The organism is Luteimicrobium album (assembly GCF_030161555.1).
Lineage (GTDB): Bacteria > Actinomycetota > Actinomycetes > Actinomycetales > Cellulomonadaceae > Luteimicrobium > Luteimicrobium album.
The window spans coordinates 1,792,221-1,808,520 of record NZ_BSUK01000001.1 but is presented as its reverse complement, the minus strand read 5'-3'; the positions used below and the strand labels follow the sequence as shown (position 1 = coordinate 1,808,520).

At 73.3% G+C, this 16,300-nt stretch carries 17 protein-coding genes and 3 pseudogenes; 12 read left to right on the top strand and 8 right to left on the bottom strand.

Annotated features, from left to right (window positions below):
- Window positions 1-100 precede the first annotated feature (100 nt).
- The 4 genes and pseudogenes from QQK45_RS09400 to QQK45_RS09385 form a co-directional block, all read left to right on the top strand.
- On the top strand, window positions 101-889 hold the full coding sequence (locus QQK45_RS09400) for a CPBP family intramembrane glutamic endopeptidase (RefSeq protein WP_284293043.1): 789 nt from the start codon (window positions 101-103) through the stop codon (window positions 887-889).
- Between the two features lie 45 nt (window positions 890-934).
- Window positions 935-2,179, top strand: coding sequence for an NAD(P)/FAD-dependent oxidoreductase (locus tag QQK45_RS09395; protein ID WP_284293042.1), 1,245 nt, complete (start codon window positions 935-937; stop codon window positions 2,177-2,179).
- 31 nt (window positions 2,180-2,210) lie between these two features.
- Window positions 2,211-2,849, top strand: a pseudogene (locus tag QQK45_RS09390) (LacI family DNA-binding transcriptional regulator); the annotation flags it as partial.
- A 2-nt stretch (window positions 2,850-2,851) separates the two neighbouring features.
- Window positions 2,852-3,220, top strand: a pseudogene (locus tag QQK45_RS09385) (substrate-binding domain-containing protein); the annotation flags it as partial.
- A 7-nt stretch (window positions 3,221-3,227) separates the two neighbouring features.
- Here the strand turns inward: QQK45_RS09385 and QQK45_RS09380 are convergent.
- Window positions 3,228-4,118 (bottom strand): HdeD family acid-resistance protein, encoded by an 891-nt coding sequence (locus QQK45_RS09380; RefSeq protein ID WP_284293041.1) that lies wholly within the window; start codon window positions 4,116-4,118, stop codon window positions 3,228-3,230.
- Between the two features lie 108 nt (window positions 4,119-4,226).
- Here QQK45_RS09380 and QQK45_RS09375 point away from each other — a divergent pair, with 108 nt between their 5' ends.
- Window positions 4,227-5,594, top strand: a complete 1,368-nt coding sequence (locus QQK45_RS09375) for a hypothetical protein (protein WP_284293040.1) — start codon at window positions 4,227-4,229, stop codon at window positions 5,592-5,594.
- A 62-nt stretch (window positions 5,595-5,656) separates the two neighbouring features.
- Window positions 5,657-6,805, top strand: a complete 1,149-nt coding sequence (locus tag QQK45_RS09370; RefSeq protein ID WP_348525347.1) for a lysylphosphatidylglycerol synthase transmembrane domain-containing protein — start codon at window positions 5,657-5,659, stop codon at window positions 6,803-6,805.
- Between the two features lie 248 nt (window positions 6,806-7,053).
- Here QQK45_RS09370 and QQK45_RS09365 read toward each other — a convergent pair whose 3' ends face one another.
- Window positions 7,054-7,806 carry an SDR family oxidoreductase gene (locus QQK45_RS09365; RefSeq protein ID WP_284293039.1) on the bottom strand — a complete coding sequence of 251 codons (753 nt, stop codon included), beginning with the start codon at window positions 7,804-7,806 and terminating at the stop codon, window positions 7,054-7,056.
- An 8-nt stretch (window positions 7,807-7,814) separates the two neighbouring features.
- Window positions 7,815-8,240, bottom strand: coding sequence for a hypothetical protein (locus tag QQK45_RS09360; RefSeq protein ID WP_284293038.1), 426 nt, complete (start codon window positions 8,238-8,240; stop codon window positions 7,815-7,817).
- A gap of 74 nt (window positions 8,241-8,314) precedes the next feature.
- Here QQK45_RS09360 and QQK45_RS22105 point away from each other — a divergent pair, with 74 nt between their 5' ends.
- Both QQK45_RS22105 and QQK45_RS22100 read left to right on the top strand, forming a co-directional pair.
- Entirely contained in the window at window positions 8,315-8,719 is a 405-nt protein-coding gene (locus QQK45_RS22105; RefSeq protein WP_348525187.1) for a sigma factor, read from the top strand.
- Between the two features lie 124 nt (window positions 8,720-8,843).
- Window positions 8,844-9,230: a sigma-70 family RNA polymerase sigma factor family protein gene (locus tag QQK45_RS22100; RefSeq protein WP_348525384.1), complete on the top strand. Its 387-nt coding sequence runs from the start codon at window positions 8,844-8,846 to the stop codon at window positions 9,228-9,230.
- Window positions 9,231-9,239: 9 nt separating this feature from the next.
- Here the strand turns inward: QQK45_RS22100 and QQK45_RS09350 are convergent, their stop codons facing one another.
- A complete protein-coding gene (locus QQK45_RS09350; protein WP_284294994.1) occupies window positions 9,240-9,989 on the bottom strand; it encodes an alpha/beta fold hydrolase in 750 nt (249 codons plus the stop codon).
- Between the two features lie 54 nt (window positions 9,990-10,043).
- Here QQK45_RS09350 and QQK45_RS09345 point away from each other — a divergent pair, with 54 nt between their 5' ends.
- Window positions 10,044-10,484, top strand: a complete 441-nt coding sequence (locus QQK45_RS09345) for a MarR family winged helix-turn-helix transcriptional regulator (RefSeq protein ID WP_284293037.1) — start codon at window positions 10,044-10,046, stop codon at window positions 10,482-10,484.
- A 34-nt stretch (window positions 10,485-10,518) separates the two neighbouring features.
- On the opposite strand, the gene crcB is transcribed toward QQK45_RS09345, so the two are convergent.
- From crcB to QQK45_RS09325, 4 genes and pseudogenes are all read right to left on the bottom strand, one after another.
- Complete coding sequence (crcB, locus tag QQK45_RS09340; protein ID WP_284293036.1) at window positions 10,519-10,902, bottom strand: fluoride efflux transporter CrcB; 384 nt, start codon at window positions 10,900-10,902, stop codon at window positions 10,519-10,521.
- A pseudogene (locus QQK45_RS09335) lies at window positions 10,899-11,329 on the bottom strand (fluoride efflux transporter FluC). Before QQK45_RS09335 ends, crcB begins: the two are co-directional and overlap by 4 nt.
- A 96-nt stretch (window positions 11,330-11,425) precedes the next feature.
- Window positions 11,426-12,976 carry a YibE/F family protein gene (locus QQK45_RS09330; RefSeq protein WP_284293035.1) on the bottom strand — a complete coding sequence of 517 codons (1,551 nt, stop codon included), beginning with the start codon at window positions 12,974-12,976 and terminating at the stop codon, window positions 11,426-11,428.
- A gap of 142 nt (window positions 12,977-13,118) precedes the next feature.
- Window positions 13,119-13,400, bottom strand: a complete 282-nt coding sequence (locus tag QQK45_RS09325) for an HU family DNA-binding protein (RefSeq protein WP_284293034.1) — start codon at window positions 13,398-13,400, stop codon at window positions 13,119-13,121.
- A 189-nt stretch (window positions 13,401-13,589) separates the two neighbouring features.
- On the opposite strand from QQK45_RS09325, the gene QQK45_RS09320 reads away from it, so the two are divergent.
- From QQK45_RS09320 to QQK45_RS09310, 3 genes are read left to right on the top strand one after another with little or no spacing between them, the layout of a single operon-like run.
- A complete protein-coding gene (locus tag QQK45_RS09320; protein WP_284293033.1) occupies window positions 13,590-14,543 on the top strand; it encodes a metal ABC transporter solute-binding protein, Zn/Mn family in 954 nt (317 codons plus the stop codon).
- The gene (locus QQK45_RS09315; protein WP_284293031.1) at window positions 14,530-15,372 is read left to right on the top strand and encodes a metal ABC transporter ATP-binding protein; all 843 of its coding nucleotides are present in this window, start codon (window positions 14,530-14,532) and stop codon (window positions 15,370-15,372) included. The genes QQK45_RS09320 and QQK45_RS09315 overlap by 14 nt, the downstream gene beginning before the upstream one ends.
- Window positions 15,373-15,374: 2 nt before the next feature.
- Window positions 15,375-16,274 carry a metal ABC transporter permease gene (locus tag QQK45_RS09310; protein WP_284293030.1) on the top strand — a complete coding sequence of 300 codons (900 nt, stop codon included), beginning with the start codon at window positions 15,375-15,377 and terminating at the stop codon, window positions 16,272-16,274.
- Window positions 16,275-16,300 lie beyond the last annotated feature (26 nt).

Sequence of the window (16,300 nt, the reverse complement as noted above, 5' to 3'; positions counted from 1 at the left end):
GGTGACGATCGTGTGGACGACCCGTGCACCACGCCCCACGGAAGGGCAGGTCGCAGTGCTATAACCGCAGCATGACGACGACGCCCGCTCCCCTCCTGTGGTGTCGCCCACATCGACGCCACCGTGGCTGCGCCGGCCGCGGATCGTGGCCGAGATCTGGATCCTCCTCGGCCTGAGCCTCGGCCAGTCGGCGGTGTACGCGATCGTGGCGCTGATCGCGGCGCTGTCGCAGGGTCCGCTCAAGGGCCAGTCGACCGCGATCAACACGAGCCAGTCCGCCCGCCCGTACCTGGACCTCACGTACCAGGTGCTGAGCATCGTCTTCACGCTCGTGCCGGTGGTCCTTGCGCTGTACCTGCTGTCGAACCGGGGCCGCTCCGCGACCCGGGCGATCGGCTTCGACCTGCAGCGGCCGGGCAAGGACCTCGCGTGGGGCGTGGGGCTCGCGGCGCTGGTCGGCGTCCCGGGGCTGGCGTTCTACGCGCTGGGGCGTGCGATCGGGATCACCGTGCAGATCCAGGCTTCCGCGCTCAACACCTACTGGTGGACGGTCCCGATCCTCGTGGCGCGCGCGATCATGAACGCGCTGCTCGAGGAGATCATCGTCGTCGGCTATCTGCACGAGCGTCTGACCGACCTGGGCTGGGGGCGCGTGAAGTTCGTGGTGTCGAGCTCGGTGCTGCGCGGCTCGTACCACCTGTACCAGGGCTGGGGTCCGTTCTTCGGGAACATGGCGATGGGCGTCCTGTTCTCGTGCTTCTACCTGTCCAAGTGGGGGAAGCGGCGGACCATGCCGCTCGTCGTCGCGCACTCGATCCTCGACATCGTGTCGTTCGTCGGGTACGCCCTGGTCCCGCAGAGCGTGAAGGACTCGCTCGGGCTCACGTGACGGCCAGCACAAGCAGCCGGGCGCCAGTGGTCGTACGGTCGAGTCATGGCTGCAGCGCAGATGGAACCCGACGTCATCGTGGTGGGAGGCGGCTTCGCGGGTGTCGCGGCCGCCCTGGAGCTCGGGCGGGCGGGGGTGCGCACGCTCCTGCTCGACACCAACGGGTACACGCAGTTCCAGCCGCTCCTCTACCAGCTCGCGACGGCGCAGGTCGGGGAGTCGGCGATCGCGCGCCCGCTGCGCTCGATCTTCCGCCGGCTCCCGGCCGTGCGGGTGCTCCGCACCGAGGTCACGAAGATCGACGCCGCCCAGCGCTCCGTCACGACGGCCGACGGCGACACGTTCCAGGCGCCCTCGCTCGTGGTCGCGTGCGGCGCCGTCCCGAACTTCTTCAACACCCCGGGCGCCGAGGAGCTCACGTACCCCCTGTACTCGGCGCACGACGCCCGCAAGCTCGGGAACGCGCTCGTCGACCTGTTCGACCGGGCCGACTCCGAGGGCAAGCCGGTGCGCGTCGCCGTCGTGGGTGCCGGGCCGACGGGTGTCGAGACCGCCGGTGCGATCGCGGAGAACATCCGCTACGTGATCCCCGAGCTCTACTCGAAGGACCTCGCGGACCGCAGCTCCGTGGCGCTCGTCGACATGCTCCCCCACCCGCTCATGCCCTTCTCGGAGCGGTCGCAGCAGTACACGGCCCACCAGCTCGAACGGCGCGGCATCACGCTCGCGCTCGGGTCGCCCGTCACGGCGGTGTCGTCGGACGGGCTCACGCTCGGCGACGACAAGCTCCCCGCCGACCTCGTGGTCTGGGCCGGCGGCCTCAAGGCCGGGGCGCTGCTCGCCGAGTCGGGGCTCCCGCAGGGACGAGGCGGCCGCATCGACGTCCGGCCCGACCTCACCGTCGAGGGCTTCGAGGGCGTGTACGTGCTGGGCGACGCCGCGAACATCACCGACGCGCGCGGCGACCACCTGCCGCAGCTCGGCTCGGTCGCCAAGCAGTCCGGGAAGTGGGCCGCGAAGAACATCCTCGCGACCCGGGCGGGCGGGACCCCGCAGCCGTTCGGCTACATCGACCGGGGCTACATGGCGATGATCGGCCGCGGCGCTGCCGTCGCCGAGCTCGGGCGCAAGCGCGTGTTCCTCGGCGGGTTCCCCGCGTTCCTCGCGTGGCTGGGCGTGCACCTCGTGCTGCTGTCCGGATGGAACCAGCGGATCCGTGCCGTGGCGTCGTGGGTGCCGGACTACATCACGCAGTCGCGGCCGCACGTGTTCATCGGCCAGACCGACTGAGGCACCGCCGGTACGCGGCTACGCTCGGGCCATGCCCACGATCGCCGACGTCGCGCGGCTCGCGGGCGTGTCCGTCTCCACGGTCAGCTACGCGCTGTCCGGCAAGCGCCCGATCTCCGCGGCGACGCGGGAACGGGTCGCCGACGCGATCCGGCAGCTCGGCTTCAGCCCGCACGCGGGCGCGCAGGCGCTCGCCAGCAACCGCACCGACGTCATCGGCCTGGTCGTGCCCTTGCGGGCGCTCGAGACGAACTCCGCGACCGTCATGGAGGTCGTGACCGGGGTCATCACCGCCGCGCGGAGCCACGGCGACGACGTCCTCGTGATCACCGAGGACGACGTCGCCGCCGTCCGACGCCTCGCCGCCGGCTCGCGCGTCGACGCGCTCGTGCTCATGGACGTCGAGCGCCACGACCCTCGCCTGCCGCTGCTGGAGGAGGTGCGGCAGCCGGCCGTGCTCATCGGCGTACCCAGCGACACGCACGGCCTCGCGTGCGTGGACCTCGACTTCGCCGCGGCCGGGCGCCTCGCCGTCGAGCACCTCGCCGGGCACGGCCACACGAGCGTGGCGCTCCTCGGGGCGCCCGCCGCGGCGATCCAGCGCAACGCGAACTACGCCGTGCGGATCATCGGCGGTTTCCGCGCGGAGGCCGTGCGGTCGGGCGTCCGGCACACCGTCGTGCCGTGCGAGGCCTCGTACCCGGGCGCCGCGGAGGCCGTCGCGCAGGCGTTCGACGAGGTCGGGGCCTCACGGCGCTCGTCGTCCACAACGAGGCCGCGCTGCCGGGCGTGCTCGACGCGCTCGCCCACCGAGGGCTCTCCGTGCCGGGTGACGTGTCCGTGCTCGCCGTCAGCCCCCGCGGCCTGGCGGAGCACCTTGCCGTCCCGCTGTCCGTGATCGACGTGCCGAGCGTCGAGATCGGACGCATCGCGGTGCAGATGGCCGTCGAGCGTCAGGACGAGCCCCTGCCCGCCGAGACCCGCCTGCTCGCCCCGGTGCTCACGGAGAACGGGAGCTGCGCCGCGCCGTCGGCGGGGTGAACGGCACTCAGCTCCCGTTCTCGTCGCCGGGCTCGTGGTGCGGGCGGTCCGTGGGCTCCGTCGTCGGGAGGATCTTCGTCGACGGCTCGGCTGCGGGCCGCGTCGTGGCCGTCTTCCGCTCCGGGCCCGACGGCGCGGCCGGCTTCTTCTCCTTCTCCGCGGGGCGCTCCGGCCGTGCCGGGCGGGGGCTGGTCGCGGAGCACCCTCCCCCACCCCGCCGAGCACGAGCCGCGCTGGCGCGGCCGCGCCCCCGCTCGGCGAGCTGGGCGCGCAGCGACCCCAGCTCGAGCGCGAGCGTCCGGGTGGCGAAGCCCGTCACCACGTAGATCGCGCCCATGACCCAGGCGAAGAAGGCGAAGACGAGGGCCGTGGTCTGCTGGACGTCGTCGTCGGGCTGGCGGAACACGAGGAGGATCCCGAAGAGGAACGACACGACGCCCGCCGTGAGACCCCAGGACCACTCGAGGTCGCGCGAGCGCGCCAGCACGCCGGCGGTGACGATGAGCGTGACCCCGAGCGCGATGACCCACGCGGCGAGCACATAGTAGAGGGCCTTGGCGGTGAGGTCCGGCCACGCGAGCACCACGACACCGAGGACGACGTCCACGGCGCTCTGCGTGAGCCACACCTGCCAGCTCGACTGGTTTCGGTGCCACACGGCGGCCAGGGCGGCGACGAGGGCGTCCGCGATCATGAACGCGCCGAACACCCAGCGCATGCGGTCGAGGTCGCTGCGGACGGGGTCGATGAGCAGCAGGAGCCCGAGCACGAGCAGCAGCACCCCGCGGACGATCGCCACGAGCCACACGCGCCGGAACTCCGGCGGCGCCTGGTCCTTCGTGCCCTTCGCCCCACCGCGCGGCTCGTCGCGCTGCGGCCCCGACGTCGTCGCTGTCATGACACCACGCTAGGGCGAGTACGGGATCTGAGCCCTCCGAACACGGGGCCGCGAGACACGGCGCGCTCGTCCCGGGCAGGAAGACACCCCGCACCTAGACTCGGCAGCATGCCCGGCCCCGCGCACGACGACGAGGTGGTGCGCGTCGTCGACACCCCCGCCATGCGCGTGCGTCACCCGAGCGACGCGGTCGGTGTCGTCGTGTCGGCGCTGGGGATCGTCGTCGTGCTGCTGCTCGCGGTGTACGCGCACGGCACGACCGAGGGCGTCGCGCAGGACGTGCACGGGTTCTCGAGCCTGCTCGCCCGGATCCTCGTGGTCCCGGTCGCGGTCCTCGAGGGGCTGGTCACGGTCTTCGTGCCGCTCGCGGTCCTCACGGAGCTCGCGGTCCGGCGCCTGGGCCGGCAGATGCTCGAGTCCGTCGGTGCGGGCGTCGTGGGCCTCCTGCTCGCCGTCGCCGCCGACGCCGCGATCCGCGCCTGGGGCTCGGACGAGATGATCTCCGGTCTGAGCGTGTGGACGGGCAGCGAGTACGGCGTGGTCCTGCCCGGGTACGTCGCGGGCATCGCCGGCCTCCTCACCGTGGCCGGTCCGCGCTCGCGCCGCCGCACCGTGAAGTGGTCGTGGAACCTGCTGTGGGTCGCGCTGGCCGTCGTCTTCGTGACGGCGCAGATCACGCTTCCGGGCGCCGTGATCGTCCTCCTGCTCGGCCGGATGGCCGGGCAGGGCATGCGGTACGCGTCGGGAGTGCGCAGCGAGCGCGCCTACGGCCCGGACCTCGTCGACGGCGTCCGCCGGGCCGGGTTCGCGCCCACCTACCTGGTCCGGGTGCGCGACGTCGCCGACCCCCAAGGCGTCCTGCGGCGCCAGCGCGTGACCAGCGTGGGCGACGGGCACGTCACGGGCGAGGTCGACGTCGCCGACCTGCGCACCGGCGAGCACCCGTCCGTCGCGCAGACGGTCCGGCACCCCGCCGAGGCGATCGTCGCGACCTGGGACCCCGCGGCCGTCGCGCTGACCCGCGCGGGCGACAACCGCGTCTACGCGCTCTTCACGTCCGACGGTGTCCGCCGCGACGTCGTCGTGCTCGACGGCGACCGGCAGGTCGTCGGCTTCCTCACCCGGCTGTGGCGCTCGCTGCGCCTGCGCGGGCTCGAGACGCGGACCGCGATCTCGCTGCGCGCGGCGGCCGAGCGTGCTGCCCTGCTGAGCTACGCCGCGGCGTCGGCGGGCGTCCGGACCCCCGCCTGCTCGGTATCGCCGAGTCGGTGGACTCGATGCTCCTCGTCCAGGAGCACGTCGACGGGATCGTGTCGCTGCGCGACGTGGACCACGACCTCCTCGACGACGACGTCCTCGCCGACGCGTGGACGCAGCTCCGCACGGCCCACGACGCCGGGCTCACCCACCGGGCGCTCACGTCCGACGTCGTCCTCGTGGGCTCCGACCACGGCCCGAGGCCGCGCGTCTGGCTGAGCGGGTGGGAGTCGGGCGAGGTCGCGTCGCCGGAGCTCGCGCGCCGGCTCGACCTGGCGCAGATGCTCGCGCTGCTGGCCCTCGCCGTGGGCCCCCGCCGGGCCGTGGAGTCGGCCGCCCGCGCGCTGAGCGCCGACGACCTCGAGTCCGTCGGGCCGATCCTCCAGTCCATCGCGCTGCCCGCGTCGACGCGCGAGGAGGTCCGGGGCGACAAGGAGATCCTCAAGCAGCTCCGCGCGGAGATCGTCGACCGCATGCCAGAGGCCGACCTCGAGCCCGAGAACATCACGCGCTTCTCGGTGCGCACGATCATCACGCTGACGCTGACGATCGTGGCCGTCGCGGTCATCATCACGACCATCAACGCGGACGAGATCACGTCTGCGATCGCCGACGCCAACCCGTGGTGGGCCGTCGGGACGTTCGCGCTCGGCATCCTCACGTGGATCGGCGCGGCCCTGACGCTGATCGCGTTCTCCCCGGTCAAGATCCCGTGGCTGCGCACGTTCCTCACGCAGATCGCGGGCTCGTTCGTCGCGCTCGCCGCGCCCGCCGGCATCGGGCCCGCGGCGCTCAACCTGCGCCTGCTCACCAAGCGCGGGGTCACGACGTCGCTCGCCCTCGCGACCGTCGCGCTCGTCCAGCTCACGCAGTTCGCGGTGACCGTCGCGATCCTGCTCGTGCTGTCCCTCGCGTCGGGCGACGGCGGGGCGCTCGTGTCGCTGCCGTCGACGACGATCATGGTCGCGATCGGCGGGCTGGCCCTGGCGGCCGCGGCCACGCTCCTCGTGCCGTCCGTCCGCCGGTGGATCGTCAAGCGCGTCGGCCCGACGCTGTCCCAGGTGTGGCCTCGCCTGTCCCAGATGCTCAGCCAGCCGTCGCGGCTCGCGCTCGGCGTCGGCGGCAACGTGCTGCTGTCGATGGGGTACGTGCTCGCGTTCGACGCCGCGCTCGCAGCGTTCGGGCAGAGCCTCAACCTCGTCGACGTGGCCGTCATCTACCTCGTCGGCAACGCGGCCGGGTCCGCCGTCCCGACGCCGGGCGGCATCGGCGCCATCGAGGCGGCCCTGATCCTCGGGCTCACGACGGCGGGGGTGTCGGCGCCGATCGCGACGTCGGTCGTCGTCCTGTTCCGCGTGGCGACCTACTGGGCTCGCATCCCGATCGGCTGGGGCGTCATGCGGTACCTGCAGCGCCAGGGTGATCTGTAGGGCCGAGCTCGCCCAGCACGAGCTCGACGCGCGGCGAGGATCGCCGGCGCCCCGCGCCTGGTCGTAGCGGCACCAGCCACCACAACTCCGCTCCGGAGCCCTCGACGCCCGGCCCGGCGACGACCTACCGGGCGATATGCCCGACTCGCACCACGGGTGGGTGCGCCGTTGTGGTGGCTGGTGCGGCTACGCGTGCGGCCCACCCGCGTGCGGGGCCTGGTCCCGCGCGCCTCACGACCGGCTGGGGACTACGCAGCGCCGGCGCGACCTGGGGCTACGTCACCGAGCCACTCGTCGAACGTCTGCTTCCCGAGGCGCGCGCCGGCGTCGGGCAGCAACGAGCCGTCCCGCATGCCGCGGCCCCAGGCCCCCGGAACGGGAACCTCGAGCACGCGACCGCCCCTCCCCCGGGCCGCCAGGTACCGCCGGACCAGGTCGGCCATGCGCTCCTCGCGAGGGCCGGCCAGGTCGGGCACGAGGCCCGCCGGCTCGCCCGCCGCGATCGCGGCGAGCTCGGCGGCGACCTCCGCGGCCGCGATCGGCTGCGAGCGCATCGTCGGCACGACCTGGAACGGCCCGACCTTCCCGTGCTCGACGAGCTGGGCGGCGAACTCGTGGAACTGCGTGGCGCGCAGCAGCGACCAGCCACCCTCCTCTGCCATGACGAGCTCCTCCTGCAGGGCCTTGCCCGCGTAGTAGTTCGCCCGGACCTTCGCCGCGCCGACGATCGAGACGGCGACGTGGTGCGCGACCCCCGCCTCCCGCTCGGCGCGGAGCAGGTTCCGTGTGACAGCCCCGAAGAAGGCGACGGACGCCTTGGCGGACGTGCTGCTCACGGACGACGCGTCGACGACGGCGTCCGCGCCGCGCAGCAGGTCGGCGAGGCCGTCGCCCCGGACCAGGTCGGCGCCCGAGCTCCTGTTGAGCGACACCGGCTCGTGACCGGCCGCCTGGAGCGCGTCCACGACGTGACGCCCGAGGGTGCCGGTCCCGCCGGCCACCGCGATCCTCATCGGGTCACCGCCACGAGCTCGACCCGCGTCCGCGGGGGCAGGAGCAGCACCAGGCCGAGGGCCGCGCTGAGCGTCAGGCTCACGACGTTGCCGACGACGTCCAGCGCCGATCCCTCGAGATGCTGCACGTGGTACGCGAAGTGCAGGACGCCGAACGTCGCCCACGCGAGCCCCACGACGCGGGCCGGCGCCGCCGAGCGGCTGGCGATCGCCGCGAGCCCGGCGACCGCGAGCCCGAGGTAGAGGCCGCCGACGTCGCGGACGAGGTGCTCGTCGTACGAGCCGGCGGCGTCGATCCAGTGCAGGCCGAAGCCCGGGAACGAGCGGTAGAAGGCCTCGGGGAAGAAGGCGGCCCAGATGCCGACGTAGCAGCCCAGGGCTGTCGCGACGCCCAGGACGACGCGACGTGATCGTGTGTTCATACCCTCCTGACCGCGCAGCTCCGAGGAATGTGAGGCCCGACCTCACAGATCGGCCGCCCGCGCGGTCTCATGGGATGAAGGAGGAACCGATGACACCCGACGAGCCCGCCGGTCCGGATGCGGACGTGCTGTCCGAACGTCGCCACCTGGTCTCGCTCGCGTTCCGGATGCTCGGGACCGTGGCGGAGGCCGAGGACGCGGTCCAGGAGACGTACATCCGCTGGTACCGGCTGACCCCGAGGAGCGCGACGTCGTCGAGGTGCCGCGCGCCTGGCCGACGCGCGCCGCGAGCCGCGTGTGCCTCAACGTGCTGGACTCGGCGCGCCGTCGGCGTGAACGCTGCGTGGGCCCGTGGCTCCCGGAACCGGTGCCGACCGACGCGTTCCCGGCGGCACCGCCCGTCCCCGAGGACCCGGCCGACCGTGCGACCCTCGACGACTCCGTCAGCACGGCCCTGCTCGTGGTGCTCGAGTCGATGACGCCCGCGGAGCGCGTGGCGTTCGTCCTGCACGACGTGTTCGCGCTCCCGTTCGACGAGGTCGCCGAGGCCGTGGGGCGCTCCCCGCGGCATGCCGCCAGCTCGCGACGTCCGCCCGGCGGCGGGTGCAGCAGAGCCGCGGCCGGCGCGTCTCGCGCGTCGAGCACGACGACGTCGTCCGGGCCTTCGGTGCCGCGGCGCGGACCGGCGACCTCGCGCGTCTGGTCGCGGTGCTCGACCCGCGGGTTGAGCTGCGGTCCGACGGCGGCGGGCTGGTCTCGGCGGCCCGCAGGCCCGTGGTCGGGCCGGACCGGGTCGCGCGGTTCCTGCTCGGCGCGCTGACGAAGAACCCGGGCACCGTCGTCCTGGAGCAGGAGACGCCGGACGGCCTCGGCTTCGCGATGTGGGACGAGGGCCGGATCGTCGGCGTCGTCACGCTCGAGGTGGCTCACGGTGTCGTGAGCGAGCTCCGCATGATGGTGAACCCGGACAAGCTCACGCTCTGGAACTGAAACGCGAGGTCAGCGGGCGAAGCGGGCGACGACGTCGGCGAGGAGCTCGGGGCTCTCGAGCTGGGGCAGGTGGCCGGTGCGTGACAGCAGCTCGAACTGCGCACCCGGGATCGCAGCGGCGAGCGCCCGCCCGTAGCCCGGGTCGGCGATGCGGTCGTCCTCGCCCCAGACGACGAGGGTCGGGACCTCGACCCCGCGCAGCCGCGCGAGCAGGGTCGGGTCGGTCATGCCCGCGCCGGCGTACACCGCGAGAACGGCGCGGTTCGCGGCGAGGACGGCGTGTCCCTCGGGCGGGAGCGCGTCGGGGTCGATCCGGAAGCGCTCGGGGTCGTGGTAGCTGAGCCGCGCGAGCTCGGGGAACGTCAGCGCGAAGAAGTCGGCGACGGGGTGGCCGGGGACCTCGACGCCCACGGAGTCGACGAGCACGACCCGCCCGACGCATGTGGAGCCGAGGAGCGCGAGCTCCTGCGCGACCCAGCCGCCGATCGAGTTCCCGACGACGGTGACCTCGTCGAGGTCGAGCTCGTCGAGGAGGCGGGCGTAGAGCGCAGCGAGCTCGCGGACCGTCGTGAGTCCGTCGGGGCGCTCGGCGCCGGCGAACCCGGGGTGGGTCGGGACGAGCACGCGGGCGCCGAGCCGGTCGGCCAGGAGCGGGACGAACGGCGCGACGGAGGCCGGGCCACCCCCGCCGTGCAGCAGGAGCACCGGCGCGCCGGTCCCGACGTCGGACAGGGTCAGGGGCACGGAGTCGATGATCATGCCGCTCACGCTATATCAACATCCTTAGATAAGGACCTTGATACAGTGGGTGCCATGGCCGACAGGACCACCTACGAGGACGGACAGCTCGGGCTCGCGGTCAAGCGGCTCCAGGTGCGCCACCACCGCGCGCTCGAGGCGCGCCTCGCTCCGCTCGGGTTGACCCTCGCCCAGTGGGACACCCTGCGGCACCTGCACGCGCACCCCGGCGCCTCGCTGCACGACCTCGCGGTCCTGACGTTCCAGAGCGACCAGGCGATGGGGACGCTCGCGGCCCGGACGGTCGCGCGTGGGCTGCTGGAGCGCGCCGACGGGCCCGGACGCGCCGTCCGGCACCGCATCACCGAGAAGGGCGAGCGGCTCCGCGTCGCCGGCCAGCGCGAGGCGGACGCCGTGCTCGCGAGCTCGCTCGCCCCGCTCGAGCCGGCCGACCGGCAGCGCTTCGGCGCGCTCCTCGAGCGGATCCTCGGCCCGGACATGCCGGGCGCCCTCTGATCGGGCGCGCCTCAGCACGCCGGCAGCGCGGCCGTCACCAGACGAGCGAGGCCAGCCCAACACCCAGCGCGGCCGCGCCGACGCACACGATCAGCGTGCCGAGCCCGCTCCCGACGGCGCGGCGCACGTCGCCGGCCTGGACGAGGCGCACGGTCTCGACCATCGCCGTAGAGAAGGTGGTGTACCCGCCGCAGAAGCCGGTGGCCAGCAGGAGGTACCCGTTGGCGGTCAGGGGTCCGTACGCCTGCGCGCCCGCGAGGACGCCGATCACGAACGAGCCGGTGACGTTGATCGAGAAGGTCGCGACGGGGAAAGCGCGGGTCCAGCGGCCCTTGATCGCGCCGTCGACGACGAACCGCGCGACCGCGCCCACACCTCCCAGCACGCAGACGAGCACCCAGGCGAGCGTGCCGCTCACAGCCCGAGCTCCGAGGCGTCGGGGTCGCGCGGCAGCAGCACCACGAGCCGGCGGTGGTGACGGGCCGCGAGCATGACGCCCGCGAGGCACACCGCGAACCCGACGACGACGCTCCCGACGCCGTACGTGAACGCGAGCCCCACCCGGCCGTCCTGCAGCAGGCGCTCGACCTCGAGCGCGAGGCTCGAGAAAGTCGTGAAGCCCCCATGAAGCCCGTGCCGATGCCGAGGCGCAGCACTCGGCGCCCGTGGGTCTCGCGGCCCGCGCGGACGAGGAGCTCGAGCAGGATGCCCAGGAGGAACGCACCGATGAGGTTGGCGACGAGCGTCGGGACGGGTAGCCCGTGCTCGACGTGGAAGACCTTGGTCAGCCCGTAGCGGGCGCACGTTCCGAGGCCGCCCCCGACGGCGACGACGAGCAGCAGCACCGGGTCGAGGTGGTGCGGGCGATGCCTCGTGGCGGGCACAGCTCTCCTATCCGCGCGGAACGTTGCAGACAGGAACCATCAGCCGGGAGAGGCGGTTCAGGCGCGGCCGCGCCGGTCGGACCAGAACTCGCTGTCGCTCATCTGGCCAGTGCCGGCGACGGTGGCCTCGGCGGGATCCATCGCCGTGGCCGAGTCTACCGGGCGCCGCACCTCGCCCGGCCGCCTGTCCGGTCGTGCGTCCGGTCGTGCGTCCGCCGGTCGACCGCCGCCCGGCCCGCCGGGCACGCAGACGGCCGCGATCGCCGTCGTGAGCGGGATCGCGAGCACCAGCCCTATGGTGCCGACGAGGGTCCGCACCACCTCCTCGACGATCGAGCCGGTCGTCAGGGAGATGCTGAGGGGCTGCTCCTGCAGCCACACCGCGAGCAGGAGCGGCAGGGACGCGCCGAGGTACGCGAACGCGATCGTGTAGACGGTCGACGCGATGTGGTCGCGCCCGATCCGCAGCGCCGACGTGAACAGCGACCGCCGGCTCGCGTCCGGCGCGACGGCGCGCAGCTCCCAGACCGACGATGCCTGCGTGATGGTCACGTCGTTGAGCGCCCCGAGGCCGGCGAGGATCATGCCGCACAGCGCGACGCCCGCGAGGTTCACGTGCGGCGCCTGGCTGGGGAGCCAGTACGACTCCTCGCTCGTCGCACCCGTGACCTGCGCCGCGCCCGACGCCCACCAGGCGAGCGCCCCGGCGATCGCGATGCCTGCGAGCGTCCCGAGCAGGGCGGTCGACGTGCGGATCGTGAACCCGTGCGCCAGATACAGCGTCACGAACATGACCGCGACCGCGGTGACGAGCGCGACCCCGAGCGCCGAGTGGCCCTCGAGCAGCGCCGGGACCGTGAAGAAGCCGACCGTGACGAGCGCGACGGCGAGACCGGCCAGCGCGGCGAGACCGCGCCATCGCGCGACCACCACGACGAGGACCGCGAAGGTGATCGCGAGCAGGCCGACGGGGAACGAGCGGTCGAAGTCGACGATGCCGTAGGCGCTCTGGTTGCCGAGGTCGACGCTGCCGTCGACGGGGTCGCCGCCGGCGTTCCCGGCGCTCCCGTCGCCCGTCGTCGCGTCCTGGTTGCCCGCGGCGTCGCCGGTCCCCGAGCCTGCTGCCTGGTCCGCGGCCCCCGTCGGGAGGTAGAGGACCGTGACCTTCTGGCCGGCCTTGAAGCCGTACTGCGCCAGCTCGGTCGGGGCGCTCGCCTGGACCTTCTGGCCGACCTTCACGGGCGAGGTCCCGCTGTCCGACGACGGCGCGGTCGGGTCCGGCGTCGGCTTGCCGACCCGGGTCACGCGGACGGGCACGTTCCCGCTCTTGTCCGCCGGCCCGGTCACGGTGCCGTGCAGCACCACCGCCCCGGGAACGCTGCCCGAGATCTTGTCGGGCAGGCGGTCGCCGCTCGGCCAGAGCACGACGGCGCCCACGACGGTCGCGACGAGCACCGGCAGCAGCAGCGCCAGCACGACGACCCGGGTGCGCGTCGTCGTGCGGACGGACGCCGCGAGCGCCGGGTCGTGGCCGTGACCGTGCGCGTGCCCGTGCGCCTCGGGGCGCGACGCGGGACGGGGACGCTCGGCATGCCGGGGGCTGCTCACGCGGGCGATGCTCGCACCCCTGCCTGTGAGGCGGCTCGCGACGCGCCCGGGGACCGTGAAGACGCAGCGAGGGGTCGCACGCGGACGTGCGACCCCTCGGGCGGGCACCGCCCCGCCAGGGGCGGTGCCGGTGATGCTGGTCTCAGGCGGAGACGGCCTTCTTCAGGAGGCTGCCGGCCGAGAGCTTCACACCGAAGCCGGCGGGGATGGCGATCTCCTCGCCGGTGCGCGGGTTGCGACCGGTGCGGGCGGCGCGCTCGACGCGCTCGACCGAGAGCAGGCCCGTGAGCTTGACGGCCTCGCCCTTGCCCAGCGACTCGATCAGCACCTCCTGGAAGGCGTTGAGCGCGTCCTCGGCCTGCGCCTTCGTGAGGTCGGACTTCTCCGCGATGGCCGAGACGAGCTCGGACTTGTTGAGCGACATGCCATTCCCTTCATCGTGTGGACCAGAGCCAACGGTGGCCGACGGCCCCCGTGCCGGCTCTGCGGCCCGTCCGGACCGCCGGACGTCGGCCCAACTCTAGGGAATCCGCGGCTCCGATGCGCACTCGACAGGCCGGTGGGGCGTCTCACGGTTTGCTTCCCGAGAAGGATTCTCATTATGGTTATCGACATGAGCTTCCGTGCCCACCCCTCCCGACGTCGCCGACTCGCCCTCGCCGCCACCGCCACGCTCGGCGCGGCGAGCCTCCTCACCCTCGCCGCGTGCTCCTCCTCGGACGACGCCGGCGCCAAGACCACCTCCGGCGCCTGCCCGGCCGCGCCCGTCGACGTCGTCGTCAGCGTCGACCAGTGGGGCGACCTCGTGAGCCAGCTCGGAGGCGACTGCGCGCAGGTCAGCACCGTGCTCGCGAGCTCGTCCGTCGACCCCCACGACTACGAACCCTCCCCGGCGGACGCGGTGAAGTTCACCAAGGCGAAGCTCGTCGTGGTCAACGGTGCCGACTACGACCCGTGGGCGTCCAAGCTCGCCGCGTCGTCCGCGAAGTCCGCCCCCGTCGTCGACGCCGGCGAGGTCGTCGGCGCCGACGACGGCGCGAACCCGCACCTCTGGTACTCGCCGGACTACGTGAGCAAGGTCGCCGACGCCGTCACGCAGGAGCTCGAGACCCTCGCACCCGACGCCAAGAGCTACTTCGAGGACCAGCGCACCGCGCTCACCGCGACGCTCAAGCCGTACACCGACCTCGTCGCGAAGCTCAAGAGCGAGGCGGCCGGCAAGACGTACGGCGCGACCGAGGGCGTCTTCGACTACATGGCGCAGGCCGTCGGGCTCGTCGACAAGACCCCGGAAGGCTTCGCACGCGCCGCCGCCAACGAGTCCGACCCTTCGCCCGCCGACCTCAAGGAGTTCCAGACCGCGATCGCCGCCAAGCAGATCGACGTCCTGATCTACAACACGCAGACCGAGGGCTCGATCCCCGAGCAGGTCCACCAGGCCGCCGAGAAGGCGGGCGTGCCGATCGTCGACGTCACCGAGACGGTGGCGCCCGGCGCGTCGTCGTTCGAGGATTGGCAGGTGTCCCAGCTCACCGCGCTCGCGAAGGCCCTCGGTGTCGACGCCTGACCCCACCGCCACCGCCCCGGCCGCCGACGTCACGTCCGCGGCCGGGGCTGCGGCCGCGCCCCCGGCGCTCGTCTTCGACGACGTGAGCGTCGTGCGGGGCGGGCGCCTCGTCTGGTCCGAGGGCACGTTCGAGATCCCCACCGGGTCCGTCACCGCGATCATCGGCTCCAACGGCTCCGGCAAGACGACCATGATCAAGGTCATCCTCGGGCTCGTCCCGACGGCGTCCGGCCGGGTCCGGGTGCTCGGGCACGCCCCGGGCGAGGGGCCGTCGTCGGGCCGTGACGACATCGGCTACGTCCCGCAGGACTACACCTCGACGGCGGGCGACGCGATCCGCGCGCGCGACGCCGTCCTGCTCGGGCTCACCGGGAGCCGCTGGGCGTTCTCCCGGATCACCCGCGAGCAGCGCGAACGCGTCGACCAGGCGCTCGCCGCCGTCGACGCCACCGAGTTCGCGAACCGCCGTGTGTCCCAGCTCTCCGGCGGGCAGCGGCAGCGCGTCGCCATCGCGCAGGCCATCGTGTCGAGGCCCCGGCTCGTCGTCCTCGACGAGCCCCTCGCGAGCCTCGACCTGCGCAACCAGCGCGAGATCGTCGACCTCCTCGGGCGCCTCAACAAGGACCTCGGGGTCACCATCCTGGTCGTCGCGCACGACCTCAACCCCCTGCTGTCGGTGCTCGACGGCGCCGTCTACCTGCTCGACGGGCACGCCCACCACGCGCCCCTGTCGGGCGTCGTCGACGAGGACCTGCTCAGCCACCTGTACGGGACGCGCATCGAGGTCGTCCGTACCCCGCAGGGCGAGCTGTTCATGAGGAGCGTGTGATCGTGCGGACCGTCGACCTCGTGACCTACCAGGACAACTGGTGGGAGATCCTCACCTCCGACTTCATGCGCAACGCGCTGCTCGGCGGGACCATCGTGGCGCTCGCCGCGGGCCTCATCGGGTACTTCGTGATCGTGCGGAACACCGCGTTCGCCTCGCACGCGCTCGCGCACATCGGCCTGCCCGGGGCCACGGGCGCCGTCCTGATCGGGATCCCCGTGAGCCTCGGGCTCGGGATCTTCGCCGTCGGGGGCGCGCTCGTCATCGGCGCGCTCGGCAAGAAAGCCGCCGACCGGGAGGTCGCGACCGGCACCGTCCTCGCCATGGCGACCGGGCTGGGCCTCTACTTCAACTCGCTCGCGACCAAGTCGTCGTCGACCATGACGAACGTCCTGTTCGGCAACCTCCTCGCCATCACGAACGACCAGCTCGTCGTGTTCGCGATCATGCTGGTCGCGCTGGCCGCCGCCGTCGCGCTGATCTACCGGCCGCTGCTGTTCGCGTCCGTCGACTCCGAGGTCGCCGAGGCGCGCGGCGTGCCCGTCCGGACGCTCTCCGTGGTCTTCATGGCGCTGCTCGGGCTCGTCATCACGATGGCCGTGCAGGTCGTCGGGACGCTGTTGCTGTTCGCGCTCGTCGTGACGCCCGCCGCCACCGGCATCCAGCTCACGCCGCGACCGCGGCGCGCCATGGCCGTGTCCGCCGCGATCTCGCTCGTCTCCGTGTGGGCGGGGCTCGCGTTCTCCGCGATGCTCAACCTGCCGCCGAGCTTCGTCGTCGTGACCATCGCGTGCCTCGTGTGGTTCGTCGTGTGGCTGTCCGCGCGGGCGTCGCACCGCGCCGGCGGGGCGATCGTGGGCGCGCCTACGCGCGCCACCGCAGAGCACCCGGTCCACGCCTGACGACCGCGAAGCAGGCCTCCCGGAGG

Excerpts from the sequence above, each read along its gene's own strand:
- QQK45_RS09395 (WP_284293042.1), top strand. The coding sequence starts at position 935 with ATGGCTGCAGCGCAGATGGAACCCGACGTCATCGTGGTGGGAGGCGGC.
- QQK45_RS09380 (WP_284293041.1), bottom strand. The coding sequence starts at position 4,118 with ATGACAGCGACGACGTCGGGGCCGCAGCGCGACGAGCCGCGCGGTGGG.
- QQK45_RS09375 (WP_284293040.1), top strand. The coding sequence starts at position 4,227 with ATGCCCGGCCCCGCGCACGACGACGAGGTGGTGCGCGTCGTCGACACC.
- QQK45_RS09370 (WP_348525347.1), top strand. The coding sequence starts at position 5,657 with ATGCTCGCGCTGCTGGCCCTCGCCGTGGGCCCCCGCCGGGCCGTGGAG.
- QQK45_RS09360 (WP_284293038.1), bottom strand. The coding sequence starts at position 8,240 with ATGAACACACGATCACGTCGCGTCGTCCTGGGCGTCGCGACAGCCCTG.
- QQK45_RS22105 (WP_348525187.1), top strand. The coding sequence starts at position 8,315 with ATGAAGGAGGAACCGATGACACCCGACGAGCCCGCCGGTCCGGATGCG.
- QQK45_RS09350 (WP_284294994.1), bottom strand. The coding sequence starts at position 9,989 with ATGATCATCGACTCCGTGCCCCTGACCCTGTCCGACGTCGGGACCGGC.
- QQK45_RS09345 (WP_284293037.1), top strand. The coding sequence starts at position 10,044 with ATGGCCGACAGGACCACCTACGAGGACGGACAGCTCGGGCTCGCGGTC.
- QQK45_RS09325 (WP_284293034.1), bottom strand. The coding sequence starts at position 13,400 with ATGTCGCTCAACAAGTCCGAGCTCGTCTCGGCCATCGCGGAGAAGTCC.
- QQK45_RS09320 (WP_284293033.1), top strand. The coding sequence starts at position 13,590 with ATGAGCTTCCGTGCCCACCCCTCCCGACGTCGCCGACTCGCCCTCGCC.